Below are 14,781 nucleotides of genomic sequence, written 5' to 3'. Positions count from 1 at the left end.
CTTGCTTGAACCACCAAAGCCAACGGCCAAGAACCCTATGCATGGCTTCGCCACGTACTGGAGGACTTGCCGCATGCCGCGAAGATTGAGGATTACGAATCGCTATTGCCGTGGAAGTGAAAGTCGGGGAAGCCACGGTAAACCAAGCCCTGACCTTGCGGCAGGAGGGGAACGTGCATCGGTTAAGAATCGCAAAAAGCCCTGAATAATCAGGGCTTTCCTCACGCCTTTGTCCCATTGGGCCGGCGCGCTCCGCTTGCCATTTGACCACAAGATTCAATGACGTGAACCGTCGCATATCTCCGTCGCAGATCACGCGCATAGGCTGGCCCAGCGTTGGAGAACCCTGCATGACATTGGAGGGACTTTTCTTTCACCCCATTTTCACGACACCTAGGCAACACTCGTCCTATCCCCCCGTGTGATAGAAGCTCCCATTAGCCCGCCTAGCAGCGGGCTTTCTTTTGCCTAGAATTCGGCCGTTTGTCTTCTGAGTTGTCCGTTCAACAGGCCCAGGCTGTCCCTTGAGGACACTAGCTAGAGCCACTCTCATGCCACAACTCATCAAATTCGTAGCCCTTCCCCTGGCCTGTAGTCTTCTTTGGGCTTGCTCTGCTCCTGAGACGAAGTCGCCTGTGGAGACGCCTGGCAGGCCCGAATCCGCAAAGACTCAGTTGCTGGAAGCCGGCGCCGCGACCTTGCAGGCGAAGCCGCCCATTGAGGCCATCAACGCCTATCTGGATGGCTTCCACTTTTACAACGGACATCCTGATGTGCAGATGGAAGCGCATCACTACTGCTCCATCCTGAATGAGGATGTCATCCAGTGCGTCATCTTCGACGGTAATACCAGGGAAGCGAAGATCATGGGTGTCGAGTACATCATCGACGAAAAGCTGTTTGCTGGTCTGCCGGCCAACGAGAAGGCGATGTGGCACAGCCACGGCTATGAAGTCTCGTCCGGTCAGTTGGTTGCACCAGGCATCCCCGCGACTGCTGAACATGCGCTGATGGAGCGGCTTGCCCATACCTACGGGAAGATATGGCACACGTGGCACACCGACCAGGATAAAGCTCTTCCTGTGGGCGTTCCGCAGTTGATGATGGGGTTCACAATGGATGGCCAGGCTGACCCGGCGATGGTCGAGCAGCGCAATCGCCGTCTGAGGGTAGATGCGGCAAAAATCAAAGCTCAGCGGGCTGACATTCAAATCCCTGCGGCTGATCCCAAGGCGGATGCTTGGCAACACGGCAACGTTATTCAGATCACCGATCCAACAGGTGCTCATCTGCATCGGCCCGCCACGTCGACATCTGAGAAAGCGAACAGCCGTTCCAGCCAATAGCACGTGGGACAGTTGCATGTAGTTATGCCCCTGACGTACCCCTCTTGGGACGGCTATCGTAAACCGCACCCTGGCAAAGCCAGGCTACAGTCCTTTCGGGCTTACATCCTCACGCGCTGGCCCATCCTTGGGCCGGCGCGCTCCGCTTGCCTTATCCAAATTATCCCGGCGCATCCCACAACTTGGATTCCCGACTGCCCTTGTCAGTAGTTGCCATCATCCAGCAGCGGGCTGGGCAAGCTAGCCTCATGTCAAAGTGAACGCTCAGCACACCGCGCCACTCCATTTACCGCACCGTGTTTCACGAACAGCACGGCAACGGAAGGGTACTCATCAACATCCATGGAGAGGAAAGCTGTGAGCGGCACGCTGAGATGTCTCAAATGCGGTGGGCAAGACCTTGTGACACCAATAAAGTTGAACAAAAAGGCCATCCTCACGTGCCGAAGGTGTGGCGCAATTGCCAATTATGGCGATCTGATGCAGGCAGAAGGCAGACGGCTCATCGCCGACATCCGGCAGCGTCTGCCCCTGTTGGAAGTAAATTAGCCGCGCTCAGATCGCCACACCTACCTATACCATCGCAACGATCTTTATCACACGATACGTTGCGTTTTACGATCTTTCGCGCCCCCGGTCAGCTAGCACGAAAGTAAGGGGAGCATCCCACACTCTCCCGGCATCCGAAGAAAACACAGGCTCTCTGTGTGAACACACGAGGTGCGAGATCATGGCTAACGATCAAGACAAGGCTGGTCAGCAAGGCGGCACCGCTCAAAACAACCCTGGCAGTTTTGCCAATGATGCACAACGGGCGTCTGAAGCCGGCCAGAAAGGTGATCAAATGTCCGGAGGGAGACCTGAGAATCAGCAAACTGGGCATGGCAGCGGCAGTAACCTTCAGGAAGATGATCCTCAGCGTGCCGGTGGTGCAACCCAACGGGGTGGCCAAGGAGGCCATTCCACCGGCATTAAATCTGACCGGGAGGAAAGTATGGAAGATGAGTCGCAAGCGATTCAGGACGAAGACAGCGGAATGACGGAAGACAACCGCTGAGCAAATGGCCAGGGAGAGGGATAACCCTGGCTTCCCCAATATCTTCGAAGCCACCATTCAAGGAATGACGGAATGACCGGCTAAGGGAACAGTACAGTTTTCCCAATTGATAGGCGAAAAAAAGCCCGCGCACAAAGCGCGGGCCGATCAGAGAGCAACACCCGCCCTGATTAGTTATCCAGCTCGTCCTTGGTGATCTTGCCGTCGTGCGGATCGACCTGGAACTCGTACTGCTTGCCGTCAGCTTTCATACCTTCGCCCTCCCAATGACCATCATCGGCCTCGATCTTGGTAATCTGCGTGTAGCCGGCGCCCTTTAAGGTAGCTTCGGCCTGATCCTTGGTTACTTTCCAATCTGCTCCAGGCTGATCCGCCCATGCTGCAGTGCTTGCCATTGCGGCGACCATGGCGAAGCCTGTGAACAGTCGAGTCATCGCTTTCATCGTTAACATCCTTTTTCGTGACAGTTATCGTTCCGACCCTTACGCTGATCTCGCCGTTCAGTTTGAGTGCAGGTCGACACCGAAACTGAGGTCTCTTCATGGAGCTCCGGCAGACAAGCAGTCGGGTGAGGCTTCATAAATCGTTGGATCGAGTGACTCGAGCTATCCCCGCGTGAAAGTGCTTGCCCGCCTAGCAGCCGGCATTCTTCTGCCCATTAACCAGGCACGCCTTCTAACCCCACCTTGGTTGGCCAAGCTCCTTCTCGTATCATCAGCCCTCCCCACCTGGAATGATTGTCGTGAAGCCGTCACCTGGAAGTGCCCAGTCCATCCCTGCGAATGCCAACGGCCCGAAGTGGGATGTCGGCGAAGCTGTCAGCCAACTTTCCTGGGACGACTTGCGGATCATTAAAACGCTAAGTGACTGTAGCAACCGCTCCGCCACAGCCAAGAAGCTCGGCATCAATGTGTCCACCGTCTCGCGCCGGGTCGCGCAAGTTGAGAAGACGCTTGGGGTCGCGCTTTTCGATCATCGCAAGGCGGGGTATCTGCTGACCGCCGAAGGCGTCGAGCTGCGTGCACTGGCCGAGCGCGTTGAGCTGGACATCGTCAGTGTCACCCGCAGGGTGTCCCGCGCCGGCCAAGGCCCCCTGGGAAAGCTGCGAATCACTACCAGCGACTCGCTGCTGCTGTACTTTCTCACGCCGATCATCGCGGACTTCAAAGCCCTCAATGAGGGGATTTCCATCGAGGTGTTGGTCGGCAACCAGACGTTGAGTTTGGCAAGGGACGAGTCGGATATTGCGGTACGCGCGACCAAAAAACCAACGGACACCCTCGTGGGCCGCAAGCTCGCCAACATCGCGTGGGCGGCATATGGCAGCGTCAAGCAGGCGGCGATTACCGATCCCTTCGCTGAGGGTCAGGCATGGGTATCCTACTCGGGAGGCCTGTGCGGTTTGAAGGCAACGAGCTACGTCGAATGTCGAGTGCCCTCGGAGCATATTGCTTACCGCACTGATTCCGTGGCGGCAGCAAGTGCCGCTATTGCGGCGGGCCTCGGTTTTGGTTTCCTCCCCTGCATGCTGGGCGACATCACCCCAGGTTTGGTTCGAGCAGGCCCAGTGGTGCAGGAGCTTCAGGATGAGTTATGGCTGCTCACCCACCAGGACATAAGAAAGTCCTGGCGGGTAAAAGCATTCATGACGTTCTGCGCGGCTGCCGTGGCCGACCTCAAACCTCTGGTCGAAGGTCAGCAGGCCATCCCTGCTTCCTAGTTGAAATCGGAGGCCCGTTCATTTGGCTTGGGCGCCGATCACAGCACGACACACGATCTCGATCAGCTGGGGGCGCTGTGCAAGCCGCGATACACCGATGATATTACTGGCCGCCTGCGGTCGCTCGGTGCCATAGGCCGCCTTGCGCACCTTGCCGACTACGGCAAAGGCTGCGTCCATGTCCAACACATACAGCGTCTCCTCAACGACATCCTGCATCGTAGCGCCATACAAGGCCAACAGCTTGGCAATGTTGTCGTAAGAAACCCGCATCTGTTCGCCCATTGACGAGAAATCGCTCGGACGACCGTCAGCATCCAGTGGCGCCGGCGCTACCAGGTTGCCCTCTTCGTCATGGTTGAACTGCCCCGAGATGAAGATCTCGTTCCCAACTCGCCGCGCTTGCGGATAGCCGTAGCCCTCTTCCCATGAAACGCCCCAGTAGGCGGTGTCGTCGTTAAAAGGTCGTGAAGCAGCCATTGGATTCTCCTTGGCGAAAAATGGATCGACGTGATCCGACTGGCCGAGATCCTAGCACCGGATTGGACGTCATCCATGGTGCATTAATGCGCCTGCAAGAGCGCAAATGTGCGTCACCATTTCGCTGTGTGTTTCGCTATCTTGTGCTGGCACTCGGCGACAACCCGCCGAAAAACTCTCGCCACCGTTCAGCAAAAGGGAAGAACAATGAGCAAGCCATACACTGAAGTACTGACCCCGCTCAACAGCCAACTGATCTTCATCGATCAGCAACCGCAAATGGCTTTTGGCGTGCAGAGCATTGACCGGCAGACGCTGAAGAACAACACCGTGGGCCTGGCCAAAGCAGCCAGGATCTTTAATGTTCCCACCATCTTCACCACAGTCGAAACCGAGAGCTTCTCCGGGCATACCTACCCCGAGCTGCTCGCGGTCTTCCCTGACGCTCCGCTGCTCGAACGCACGTCCATGAACTCCTGGGACGACCAGAAGGTACGTGACGCGCTGAAGAAGAATGGTCGAAACAAGATCATCGTTTCGGGCCTGTGGACTGAAGTCTGCAACACCACCTTCGCGCTATCCGCCATGCACGATGCAGGCTATGAGATCTATATGGTTGCCGACGCTTCCGGGGGCACGACCAAGGAGGCTCACGACTACGCCATGCAGCGCATGATCCAGGCGGGCGTGGTACCAGTTACCTGGCAGCAGGTGCTACTGGAGTGGCAGCGCGACTGGAAAAACCGCGACACCTACGATGCGGTCATGGAACTGGTCAAAGAGCATTCGGGTGCCTACGGCATGGGCGTCGACTACGCCTACACCATGGTGCACAAAGCGCCAGAGCGCGTTCAGCACGGCCCAACCCTGGCCCCCGTGCCCGCATCGGTCTGATGCCTGATCAGCCCCAAAGTTGGTTCCTGATCAACAAGCGGGGCTGGATGAGCTGATCCGGGCTACCAATCGTTACGGAGTGTTCTGAAGCGCCAGACGAGGCTTCAGCGAATCGTGCTGCCCGGATCAAGCCATCTACAGATTTTTCAGGATGAATTGATCCCATGCACAGTACTAAAGGCATCGTTATAGCCACCGTCGGGATTCAGTCGACTGGGCGGCTCAAACCCTGGCAGGTCACAACGGCCAAGCAGATGATGTTGGATCATCTGGATACCGGCATATCGGTCACCGCGCTTGCTGCAGCATGCGGGCAGTCGCGCAGCCATTTTTCGCGAATGTTCAAGGAATCCACACAGATCTCTGCGCAGCAGTGGTTGCGGGAGCAGCGGCTCAGGAAGAGTAAGGACTTGCTGCAGGCGTCGACGATGATGCTCGCCGAGATCGCTCTGGAATGCGGCTTCTACGACCAGCCGCACTTCTGTCGGACGTTTATGAGATCCGTTGGGATGACGCCGCAGGCTTGGCAGCAACAGCCCATTTAGCAGAGTCAGGTGTGCTATCCCAGAAGCACCCGTTGGCGGCGGGTATTCTGGAAACCATCAACGCGTACCTGCGAGACAAAGGGTGCGAAAGTGGAGCACCCGTCCCGGGTGATCAAACGCCAGCTCGGTTATGTGAAGACTCGCTTTCGTGGCTTGGCCAAGAACATGGCGCAACTGACCACGCTATTTGCGCTGTCTAATCTGTGGATGGTGCGCCGGCAATTATTGCCTGCTGCGGGAGAGGTGCGTCCGTGAGGGCAAAAAATTAAGTTTGCGCCTTGGTTTTCCAATAATCAGCGGCTGAAAATCGGGCTTCTCGGCATCCCCAAGCCGTCCATTTCCGGCTGATGGGCAACTTGTTCTGAGTTCCCTCAAATTAGCATTCGAATGGCCAACGAATCCAAAATCATTAGCCCCTAGTTCTAGAACATGGAAATCATTCTGATATTACAATGACGTTGACGCCCCCAAAGCACTAAAGCGGATGAAATATATAGTCACCTCCCTCTTGGCCATCCAATGCCACACCAGCCTGTTTAAGTCTCTGCCGCAGAACTGGAATGTCGACCCGGACTTTCCAATCCGTTCGAATTTGGCTAGCTCTCATGAGTGCGTCGTAAAAAACAAAAGCATCGAGTAGCTGTTCTCGATCAAGCAGGTACACAGTAAATGCATTGCCTTTCCACGCAGCAACATTTAGCCCTAAGATTTCACAGACAGCGATTTTAGCCCGAGCATCGTCTCTATCTGCTTTTCGAGATCACTCAATCTGTTTCGCCAGAACGGGGTCAATGATACGGTCAGTAAATAATACTTCACCTTCATCCCATACCTCAGGCGGACAGATTTTGCTCGCAGGATTCAGTGGGATGAACGGATTTATTTCCGCAGGATAGATTCGACATACCAACGGACGCTCGTCATAGATGCCGCAAAGGTTGTTATCACCCAGGTTCTGACAGCCATTTAGGGCATTGCCCGCGAATACTGCAATGACATAGATTGAGGCATGACCACTGGTGACCTCCACGGCTCGGCCTTTGGCATGAGCAAACTCCTCCGGACTTGAACTCCAATGAAGCTCGTCAAATGCCTCAAGCAGAATTGCTACCTCATGCCCTCTGTTTAGCCACTGCCTCGTTTCATACAGCGTAAGTGGAATCAGCCGTCCTTTACAGCAGACCCCACATCCGTTGCAGGCAAATCGGAAAGAGTTGTTTTCCATAGAAGAACTCGAAAATGCTCTCGGCGCACCATTTGCAAAATTGACCTGACAAGGCAACGCCTTTCAAGAAAATGACCTAAACGGGGCAATCACTGACCACGTAAGTACTTTTATCAATCAAGAATTTTCTTAAATTTTCGGAATAGTCCGCTGATACAGCCTGACGCACGCTTGGTCGAGTCATTAGCGATTGCTTCCAGGCTTCAACTCGAGGGAGCCCATCCAGCACGACATTCTGGGCTGGGGAGTTAAGCACTTCAAAAAACCTGAAAATCGGTGCCATAACAACATCGACCATACTGAATTCAGCCCCTTCAAAGTACGGCCCAGCGACCAAGGCAGAATCAAGCTTCATTAGTTTTCCACGAAGTTCGAATGCCTTATGAACGAAACCCTCTTTATCGGGAGAGTTGATCATTCCCCAAGCATCCCCCATTGCGGCTGTGGAAAACTCCATCCATGCTCGATGTTTAGCTCGCTTCAAAGGCACAGTCGGGTGTAATGGTACCTGGCGATACTCGTCTTCAATAAATTCACATATCGGAAAGCTTTCAAATAAAACAGTTTGACTTTCCTCCTCCTCACCTACGATCAATAGCGGTACCTTGCCGGACGGCGAGATTGCGAGGAACCATTCTGGCTTGTTAGCCAAATCGATGGTTTCACGCTCGAAGGCAATATTTTTCTCGAGCAACGCAATGGCGACACGCTGGACAAACGGACACAATCCATGGCTCACGAGCTTGAGGTTATTGGGCATTTCTTAGGCCTATATTGAAAGGAGGGCGAGACAGCGAGTACATCTAGGCCTACTAAGCCCTACACCGCCCCGCCCACGCGCTGAAGTGATAAGTAAGGGACTTTTACAGTCGACGTCCGCCGTCCACGATGATTTCAGACCCAATCGTCCATTTGGACTCATCAGATGCTAGGTACACTACCGCTTTGGCGATCTCTTCTGGTGTGCCGAAACGACCTGCGGGAATGGAAGAAACGATTTCAGCGTTTACCTGCTCCCTGTACTCAACTGGAATACCGAGCTTGTCATAAAGTGGTGTATCCACAGGGCCAGGACTCACAGCATTCAGACGAACACCGCGATCAAGCAGCTCTGTTGAAAGTGTTTTCGACATATTCAGCAGCGCTGCTTTGGTCGCCGCGTAAACCGAAGAGTTGGCATCACCCACATGAACACTCACAGAAGTATTCAATACTACGGAAGCCGGATTTGCGAACACCGGCAGGAGTGCCTGGATCAGGAAGTAAGGCCCTTTGACATTGATGTCAAAAGACCGATCAAACATCTCTTCAGTCCACGCTTCCATAGGCATCCATACAGAAACACCAGCATTGAGGAAAGCGATATCAAGCTGTCCAAAATGATCACGGATGTCGAGAGCGAGTATTTTCTGGGCTTCCACGTCAGCGGAGTCCGCCTGGAGCACAAGTACCTCGCTCCCTAGCTGATTCTTAGCTTTAGCGATTGAATCTGGGTTCACGCCTGTAACGACAACTCTGGCCCCCTCATTCAGAAAATGTTTAGCGGCTTCGAGACCAATTCCGCTGGTGCCACCGGTGATCAGTGCGCGTTTGCCTTGCAATCTTGCCATTGGAAATTCTCCTGGTGTGCGGGGCCTTCATGCCCCGGTTAGGTGTACTATGTACCTATGCCGAATAATTGATAAGATGGCGAAATTGAATAGCATTCATGCCCTCCAGGCATAAATCGGAGAATGGAACGTGGATCGTCTGCTACTGATGACATGCTTTGTACGCACTGTGGAAACGGGTAGCTTCTCGTCGGCAGGTCGAGATTTAGGCCTTGGCCAACCGAACGTAAGCCGCTATGTAGCCGCCTTGGAAGATCATCTGAAAACTCGATTGCTTCACAGGTCTACCAGGAAGCTGTCACTCACGTCTGAAGGAGAGCGGTACTACGCGGATGCACGCCGAATTCTCGATGCAGTAGCTGAATCGGAATCAGCACTGAAGAACGACGTTACGCCTTCTGGGTTGCTGAGGGTGGCCTGCCCTACTGCTCTGGCACATACCTTTATCGTTCCTGAAATACCCAGATTTCTAAGCCTTTATCCGGAAATGACCCTAGACCTGCAGATTAATGATCGCTTCGTAAACCTTGTAGATGAGGGTGCTGACCTAGCACTGCGGATCGGTCACTTCGATGACAAGACACTTAGAACTAAACAATTAGGTTCATTCAAGCGCGTATGCGTCGCTAGTTCAGATTATTTGGCCAAGCGTGGCACCCCTTCGACGCCAGAAGATCTCGAAAATCATGACTGTATAATTTATACATTGTTAAGCACCGGGGCCACATGGCGTTTTCGTAATGTGGACATACCTGTCACCGGAAAGCTCAGAGTAAACTCTCCAGAAGCTACCCGAGAGTTGGTCAATGCGGGTGTGGGGATAGCACAAGGGCCCGAATGGCTATACGAGGCGGGCTTGAGCAATGGAAATCTTAAACTGATACTTCAGGAGTTTTATCCGCCTCCCGTACCTATCCAGTTTGTTTACATTGCGGATCGGCTAATGCCTAAAAGAGCGCTGGTATTCATGGAGTTTATAGCGGAAGCATTCGCCAACAGCTCCGTGATTGACGAACGCCATGCCTCACCCTAGCTAATGTGTCTCCGAGCCTGCTACCTCTGACCGAACTCGCTACCGGCTGTTAGTCCTAAGTGGTGACTTGAGCTATAGGCTTGGGAGCTTTATACACCAAGCCTTAACAACTCGAACACAGACAACCTAAATATTATTGAACCTGGACTTCAATAACGAAACACCGGTCATCTCTTTGGGCTGCGGAAGATCTAGGATATCTAGAATGGTTGGAGCGATATCACACAGCCGCCCATTACTTAGGCCGAATTTCTTCCCACCGGAAATGTAGATGAGAGGTACGGCATTAAGAGTATGGGCAGTATGAACTTGTCCAGACTCCGGATCCCACATCTGCTCAACGTTGCCGTGATCTGCAGTTATCAGGCAATTGCCACCCGACACAAGCACTGCGTCTACAACACGCCGCAGGCATTGATCGACGGCCTCCACAGCTTTTACAGCAGCTTCAAAAACACCACTATGACCAACCATGTCCCCATTTGCATAATTACATACAATCAAGTCATGATTGGCGCTTAAGATTTCTGCGACTAAATTATCCGTCAATTCAAAGGCACTCATCTCGGGCTGAAGATCGTAGGACTCCACCAGCGGAGATTTAACAAGAATCCTTTTTTCCAATGAGAATGGCTCTTCCTGCCCCCCATTAAAGAAAAACGTAACGTGGGCATACTTTTCTGTTTCGGCAATTCTAAGTTGAGACCTTCCCAGCCGGGCCATGTACTCACCCAGACTATTCCTAATAGGCTCTGGCGGAAAAGCACACAATACATCAAATTCTTCTGCGTAGCGCGTCATAGTGAGCATCTGCTCTTTGCCTATGACAAAAGGTCTCTTGAACTCAGAAAAATTATAGTCAGTGAGCGCTTTACACATTTGACGAGATCGGTCAGGCCTAAAATTTAATAGTATGACTGCATCGTTTCCACTAATTATAACAGGGCTGCCAATCGATGTTGCCTGGACAAACTCATCGCTTTCGCCACGTGCATAGGCTTCTTGAAGAGCCTCCAGCGCAGTTTCATAGTGAAACTTGCTTTGCCCTTGAACAATTAACCTGTAGGCCGCCTCTACCCGACTCCAGCGGTTATCGCGATCCATCGCATAGTAACGCCCTACTAACGACGCGATCCTACCTCCGCCATTGTTGGCCAATTCAAGCTCAAGGGCAGAAATAGATTCTGAAGCGCTTTTGGGTGGGGTATCTCGCCCATCAAGGAACGCATGAACATAGCACTGTTCGATACCATTCGCCGCAACCAAACTGGCTGCTGCAACAAAATGATCCAAGTGACTATGAACACCGCCAGGTGACAATAAGCCAAGCAGATGAATTGAACCACCTCGTTGCCTTGTACGTTTCAAAACCTCTAGAAAAGCATCGTTCTCATAGAATGAGCCATCTTCGATACTTTTGTTGATCCGCGAAAAATTTTGATAAACGATCCGGCCCGCTCCGAGGTTCATATGACCGACCTCGGAATTTCCCATTTGACCATCAGGAAGCCCTACAGCCATACCGGACGTCGCAATCTCACTGTAAGGGTAATTTTCGAAAAGGTAGTCCAGGGTCGGAGTGTTGGCAGCAGCTACTGCATTGGCTTCCTGCTGAGACCTCAGTCCAATTCCATCCAAAACAATTAGAGTGCAGGTTGTCATATGAGAACCTCTGAATGATATTCCTGGCGCGCACGACTCATACATCTACTTAGAGCTAGACCGTGCGCGCAATGGTCAGTCGGCATCTACGAGGATCGTCTCAGCACCTTAGGTCGCTTGGCCTTCAAGAGCCTCTTCAATACGAAGCAAACGGTTGTACTTCCCAACACGATCTGAACGACACAGCGAGCCGGTTTTGATCTGCCCGGCGTTAGTCGCTACGGCCAAATCAGCAATCGTGGTATCCTCTGTTTCCCCGGATCGATGGGAAATCACTGCAGCATAACCAGCCTCTTGCGCCATACGTATGGCATCAAACGTCTCACTTAAAGTTCCGATCTGATTAAGTTTAATCAAAATCGAATTAGCAACTCCTTGTTCAATACCCTTGCGCAGAATTGCTGGATTAGTGACGAAAAGATCATCCCCCACCAGTTGAACTTTCTGACCCAATTGAGCGGTTAAGTATGCCCACCCACCCCAATCACTCTCATCCAGACCATCTTCGATAGAAGCAATCGGATATTTGCTACAGAGATCAGCCAGATAGTCAACAAACTGCTCGGAAGTCAGAGACCTCCCCTCACCTGCCAACTTGTATTTACCGTCCTTGTAAAACTCGGAGGCCGCGCAATCTAATGCTAACGTTACGTCTCGCCCTAACTCGTAGCCGGCGCGACTAACAGCTTCGGCAATAACAACTAGCGCTTCTTCATTCGAGGCCAAGGAGGGTGCGAAGCCACCCTCATCACCAACAGAGGTACTTAGACCACGCTCTGAAAGCACGGCCTTCAAGGTATGAAATATTTCAGCGCCAATTCGCAAACCCTCCCTAAAATTCGGAGCTGAAATTGGCTGAATCATGAACTCTTGGATATCGATATTATTATCCGCATGCTCACCGCCGTTGAGGATATTCATCATCGGCACAGGCATAGAGTAAGTTGGGTTCGCACTAAAAAGTTTCGCAAGGTGTTCGTACAATGGAATACCCTGGGATGCTGCGGCAGCTTTAGCAGTGGCCAAAGAAACAGCGAGAATTGCGTTAGCACCAAGAATAGATTTCGAGTCCGTACCATCAAGAGAGATCATTGCTTGATCAACTACTCGCTGATCCAGTGCGTCCAGGCCTAGAATGCGCTCGTGGATCGCGACATTCACATTTTCGACGGCACGCATTACTCCTTTTCCCTTGTAACGCCATGAGCCATCACGCAATTCAAGGGCTTCACGGGAGCCGGTGGAAGCGCCTGACGGTACGCTTGCCTCACCTGTTACTCCACAACCTAAAGTAACCACAGCCTCTACGGTAGGGTTGCCTCGAGAGTCCAAGATCTCGCGAGCGAAGACCTTCTTGATGCGAGTGAACTCACTCATCACTACTTTCCTCCAATTGCGATGCACATCCAGCATATTGATAATTAGCGCCCAGCAACTCTTGTTGTTCGGCAAACTCAGCTCGAATATCAAAATCGCGCGGCCAGTCATCAGGCTTCAAATCTTGATCCAAACCAGACTCAAAAATTTTCTGTTGAACAACCATTTGGAAACTCCCTGACAATAGCGACCATACCCCGGAGCTACACCTAGGTGAGTACCGATTGCGTGGCGCCGCCGTATATATCCAACAAGGATTAGAGGCAGATCCTTATATGCATCAAAGCTGATGCATCCGCCTCTAGAATTATTTCAATTAACTGAGAGTTAGACTTGGAGGATTTTCATGCCGTTCGTACCACCCACCACATTGTAACTGTCACCCTTAGTGAGAATGATCCAGTCTCCAGGCTGTACCAAATCACGCTTCAACAATTCGCCGATGGCGGCCTCGCTTACTGTCTCAGAGGGCAGTGAGGCAGGATCAAACGCTATTGGATAAACACCACGGAATAGCGAGGAGCGAGCCCGGGTAGCGCGATGAGGCGAAAGCGCATAGATCGGCACATGAGAACGAAGCCGAGACATAATCAAAGGTGTGAAGCCACTCTCTGTGAGCGAGATGATTGCCTTAACACCAGGGAAGTGGTTCGCTGTGTAGAGCGCGGCCAGCGCAATGCTTTCGTCACAACGCCCAAAGGTCGTATGCAATCGATGACTAGACTTTAGATTGGTCGGATGTTTTTCAGCACCGCTGCAAATACGAGCCATGGCACGTACAGCCTCGATGGGGTATGCCCCGGCAGCGCTTTCAGCGGACAGCATTACGGCGTCAGTGTTGTCGAGTACCGCATTGGCCACATCTGACACTTCAGCGCGGGTAGGCATCGGACTGGAGATCATCGATTCCATCATCTGGGTCGCAACGATCACCGCTTTATTGTTACGCCGGGCATGCAGAATGATCTTCTTTTGGATAGCGATTAGCTCCGCATCTCCAATCTCCACACCAAGATCTCCCCGAGCGACCATTACCGCATCGCTAGCTGCGATCAGCTCATCGAGCGTCTGATCATCGGCAACAGCCTCGGCTCGTTCGATCTTCGACACCAGCCAGGCTGTCCCTCCTGACTCATCACGCAGCTTGCGGGCGTACTCCATGTCCTTGGCATCCCGAGGGAATGAAACGGCCAAGTAGTCGAGATCCATTTCCGCAGCGAGTTTGATATCAGCTTTGTCTTTTTCGGTAAGGGCAGGAGCAGTGAGCCCGCCCCCCTTGCGGTTGATCCCCTTGTGATCTGACAGAGGCCCGCCCACAGTGACGATGCAATGTAAGGCTTCGGGCGTAGTCGATTCAACACGCATAACCACTCGCCCATCATCAAGCAGGAGCTCGTCGCCGACACCACAATCCTTGACCAGGTCGGGGTAATCAATTCCCACAACCTGCTCATTGCCTGATGTGAGAGGATGACTCGTGGAGAAGGAGAAGGTATCGCCAACCTTCAACTCGATCCGTTTGTTAGTGAATTTCGCAATACGAATTTTAGGGCCCTGCAAATCGCCCAACAAAGCCACATGCCTACCGTGTTTGGCAGCGATCTCACGAATCAAGCGAGCGCGAGCAATGTGCTCACTTGGAGTGCCATGAGAAAAATTCAAACGTGCCACATCTAACCCGGCCAAGATTAGTTCTTCAATAACTTGTGGTGAATTACTAGCAGGGCCTAGAGTTGCAACAATTTTTGTTCTACGAATAGTCATACCGATACCTTCCAGGGACGAGGATTCCCTCTTCTCACTGAGTAAGTTCGAAAAGTTATTGCTGGCTG

14 protein-coding genes and 3 pseudogenes are annotated in these 14,781 nt (G+C 52.6%); 8 read left to right on the top strand and 9 right to left on the bottom strand.

What is annotated here, in order from left to right:
• Positions 1-9: 9 nt before the first annotated feature.
• The 3 genes and pseudogenes from V7787_RS02355 to V7787_RS02345 all read left to right on the top strand — a co-directional run.
• Positions 10-120: pseudogene (locus V7787_RS02355) on the top strand (transposase domain-containing protein); the annotation flags it as partial.
• 431 nt (positions 121-551) lie between these two features.
• Positions 552-1,346: an OBAP family protein gene (locus V7787_RS02350; RefSeq protein WP_336085312.1), complete on the top strand. Its 795-nt coding sequence runs from the start codon at positions 552-554 to the stop codon at positions 1,344-1,346.
• 730 nt (positions 1,347-2,076) lie between these two features.
• Positions 2,077-2,403 (top strand): KGG domain-containing protein, encoded by a 327-nt coding sequence (locus V7787_RS02345; protein WP_081273210.1) that lies wholly within the window; start codon positions 2,077-2,079, stop codon positions 2,401-2,403.
• 170 nt (positions 2,404-2,573) lie between these two features.
• Here V7787_RS02345 and V7787_RS02340 read toward each other — a convergent pair whose 3' ends face one another.
• Positions 2,574-2,846: a PepSY domain-containing protein gene (locus tag V7787_RS02340; protein WP_064491896.1), complete on the bottom strand. Its 273-nt coding sequence runs from the start codon at positions 2,844-2,846 to the stop codon at positions 2,574-2,576.
• Between the two features lie 290 nt (positions 2,847-3,136).
• Between V7787_RS02340 and V7787_RS02335 the strand changes: the two genes are divergently transcribed.
• Positions 3,137-4,123: a LysR family transcriptional regulator gene (locus V7787_RS02335; RefSeq protein ID WP_012051848.1), complete on the top strand. Its 987-nt coding sequence runs from the start codon at positions 3,137-3,139 to the stop codon at positions 4,121-4,123.
• Positions 4,124-4,141: 18 nt separating this feature from the next.
• On the opposite strand, the gene V7787_RS02330 is transcribed toward V7787_RS02335, so the two are convergent.
• Positions 4,142-4,603, bottom strand: a complete 462-nt coding sequence (locus tag V7787_RS02330) for a RidA family protein (RefSeq protein WP_003256717.1) — start codon at positions 4,601-4,603, stop codon at positions 4,142-4,144.
• 207 nt (positions 4,604-4,810) lie between these two features.
• On the opposite strand from V7787_RS02330, the gene V7787_RS02325 reads away from it, so the two are divergent.
• The 3 genes and pseudogenes from V7787_RS02325 to V7787_RS02315 all read left to right on the top strand — a co-directional run.
• Positions 4,811-5,497, top strand: a complete 687-nt coding sequence (locus V7787_RS02325) for a hydrolase (protein WP_064491897.1) — start codon at positions 4,811-4,813, stop codon at positions 5,495-5,497.
• Between the two features lie 164 nt (positions 5,498-5,661).
• Complete coding sequence (locus tag V7787_RS02320) at positions 5,662-6,042, top strand: helix-turn-helix domain-containing protein (protein ID WP_064491898.1); 381 nt, start codon at positions 5,662-5,664, stop codon at positions 6,040-6,042.
• An 84-nt stretch (positions 6,043-6,126) separates the two neighbouring features.
• Positions 6,127-6,297 (top strand): annotated as a pseudogene (locus tag V7787_RS02315) (IS5/IS1182 family transposase); the annotation flags it as partial.
• A gap of 220 nt (positions 6,298-6,517) precedes the next feature.
• Here V7787_RS02315 and V7787_RS02310 read toward each other — a convergent pair.
• The 3 genes and pseudogenes from V7787_RS02310 to V7787_RS02300 form a co-directional block, all read right to left on the bottom strand.
• Positions 6,518-7,267, bottom strand: a pseudogene (locus V7787_RS02310) (YkgJ family cysteine cluster protein).
• 76 nt (positions 7,268-7,343) lie between these two features.
• The gene (locus tag V7787_RS02305; protein WP_012051843.1) at positions 7,344-8,027 is read right to left on the bottom strand and encodes a glutathione S-transferase family protein; all 684 of its coding nucleotides are present in this window, start codon (positions 8,025-8,027) and stop codon (positions 7,344-7,346) included.
• 103 nt (positions 8,028-8,130) lie between these two features.
• On the bottom strand, positions 8,131-8,877 hold the full coding sequence (locus tag V7787_RS02300) for an SDR family oxidoreductase (RefSeq protein ID WP_064491899.1): 747 nt from the start codon (positions 8,875-8,877) through the stop codon (positions 8,131-8,133).
• Positions 8,878-9,007: 130 nt separating this feature from the next.
• On the opposite strand from V7787_RS02300, the gene V7787_RS02295 reads away from it, so the two are divergent.
• The gene (locus tag V7787_RS02295) at positions 9,008-9,910 is read left to right on the top strand and encodes a LysR family transcriptional regulator (protein WP_081273212.1); all 903 of its coding nucleotides are present in this window, start codon (positions 9,008-9,010) and stop codon (positions 9,908-9,910) included.
• A gap of 126 nt (positions 9,911-10,036) precedes the next feature.
• Here V7787_RS02295 and gpmI read toward each other — a convergent pair whose 3' ends face one another.
• The 4 genes from gpmI to pyk form a co-directional block, all read right to left on the bottom strand.
• On the bottom strand, positions 10,037-11,572 hold the full coding sequence (gpmI, locus tag V7787_RS02290; RefSeq protein WP_064491900.1) for a 2,3-bisphosphoglycerate-independent phosphoglycerate mutase: 1,536 nt from the start codon (positions 11,570-11,572) through the stop codon (positions 10,037-10,039).
• Positions 11,573-11,680: 108 nt separating this feature from the next.
• Positions 11,681-12,949 (bottom strand): phosphopyruvate hydratase, encoded by a 1,269-nt coding sequence (eno, locus tag V7787_RS02285; protein WP_064491960.1) that lies wholly within the window; start codon positions 12,947-12,949, stop codon positions 11,681-11,683.
• The gene (locus V7787_RS02280) at positions 12,942-13,115 is read right to left on the bottom strand and encodes a hypothetical protein (protein ID WP_196766205.1); all 174 of its coding nucleotides are present in this window, start codon (positions 13,113-13,115) and stop codon (positions 12,942-12,944) included. Before V7787_RS02280 ends, eno begins: the two co-directional genes overlap by 8 nt.
• Positions 13,116-13,276: 161 nt before the next feature.
• Positions 13,277-14,713 carry a pyruvate kinase gene (gene pyk / locus V7787_RS02275; protein ID WP_064491901.1) on the bottom strand — a complete coding sequence of 479 codons (1,437 nt, stop codon included), beginning with the start codon at positions 14,711-14,713 and terminating at the stop codon, positions 13,277-13,279.
• Between the last annotated feature and the right edge of the window lie 68 nt (positions 14,714-14,781).

Source organism: Pseudomonas sp. CGJS7, assembly GCF_036961695.1.
This window is presented reverse-complemented; position numbering and strand designations above follow the sequence as displayed.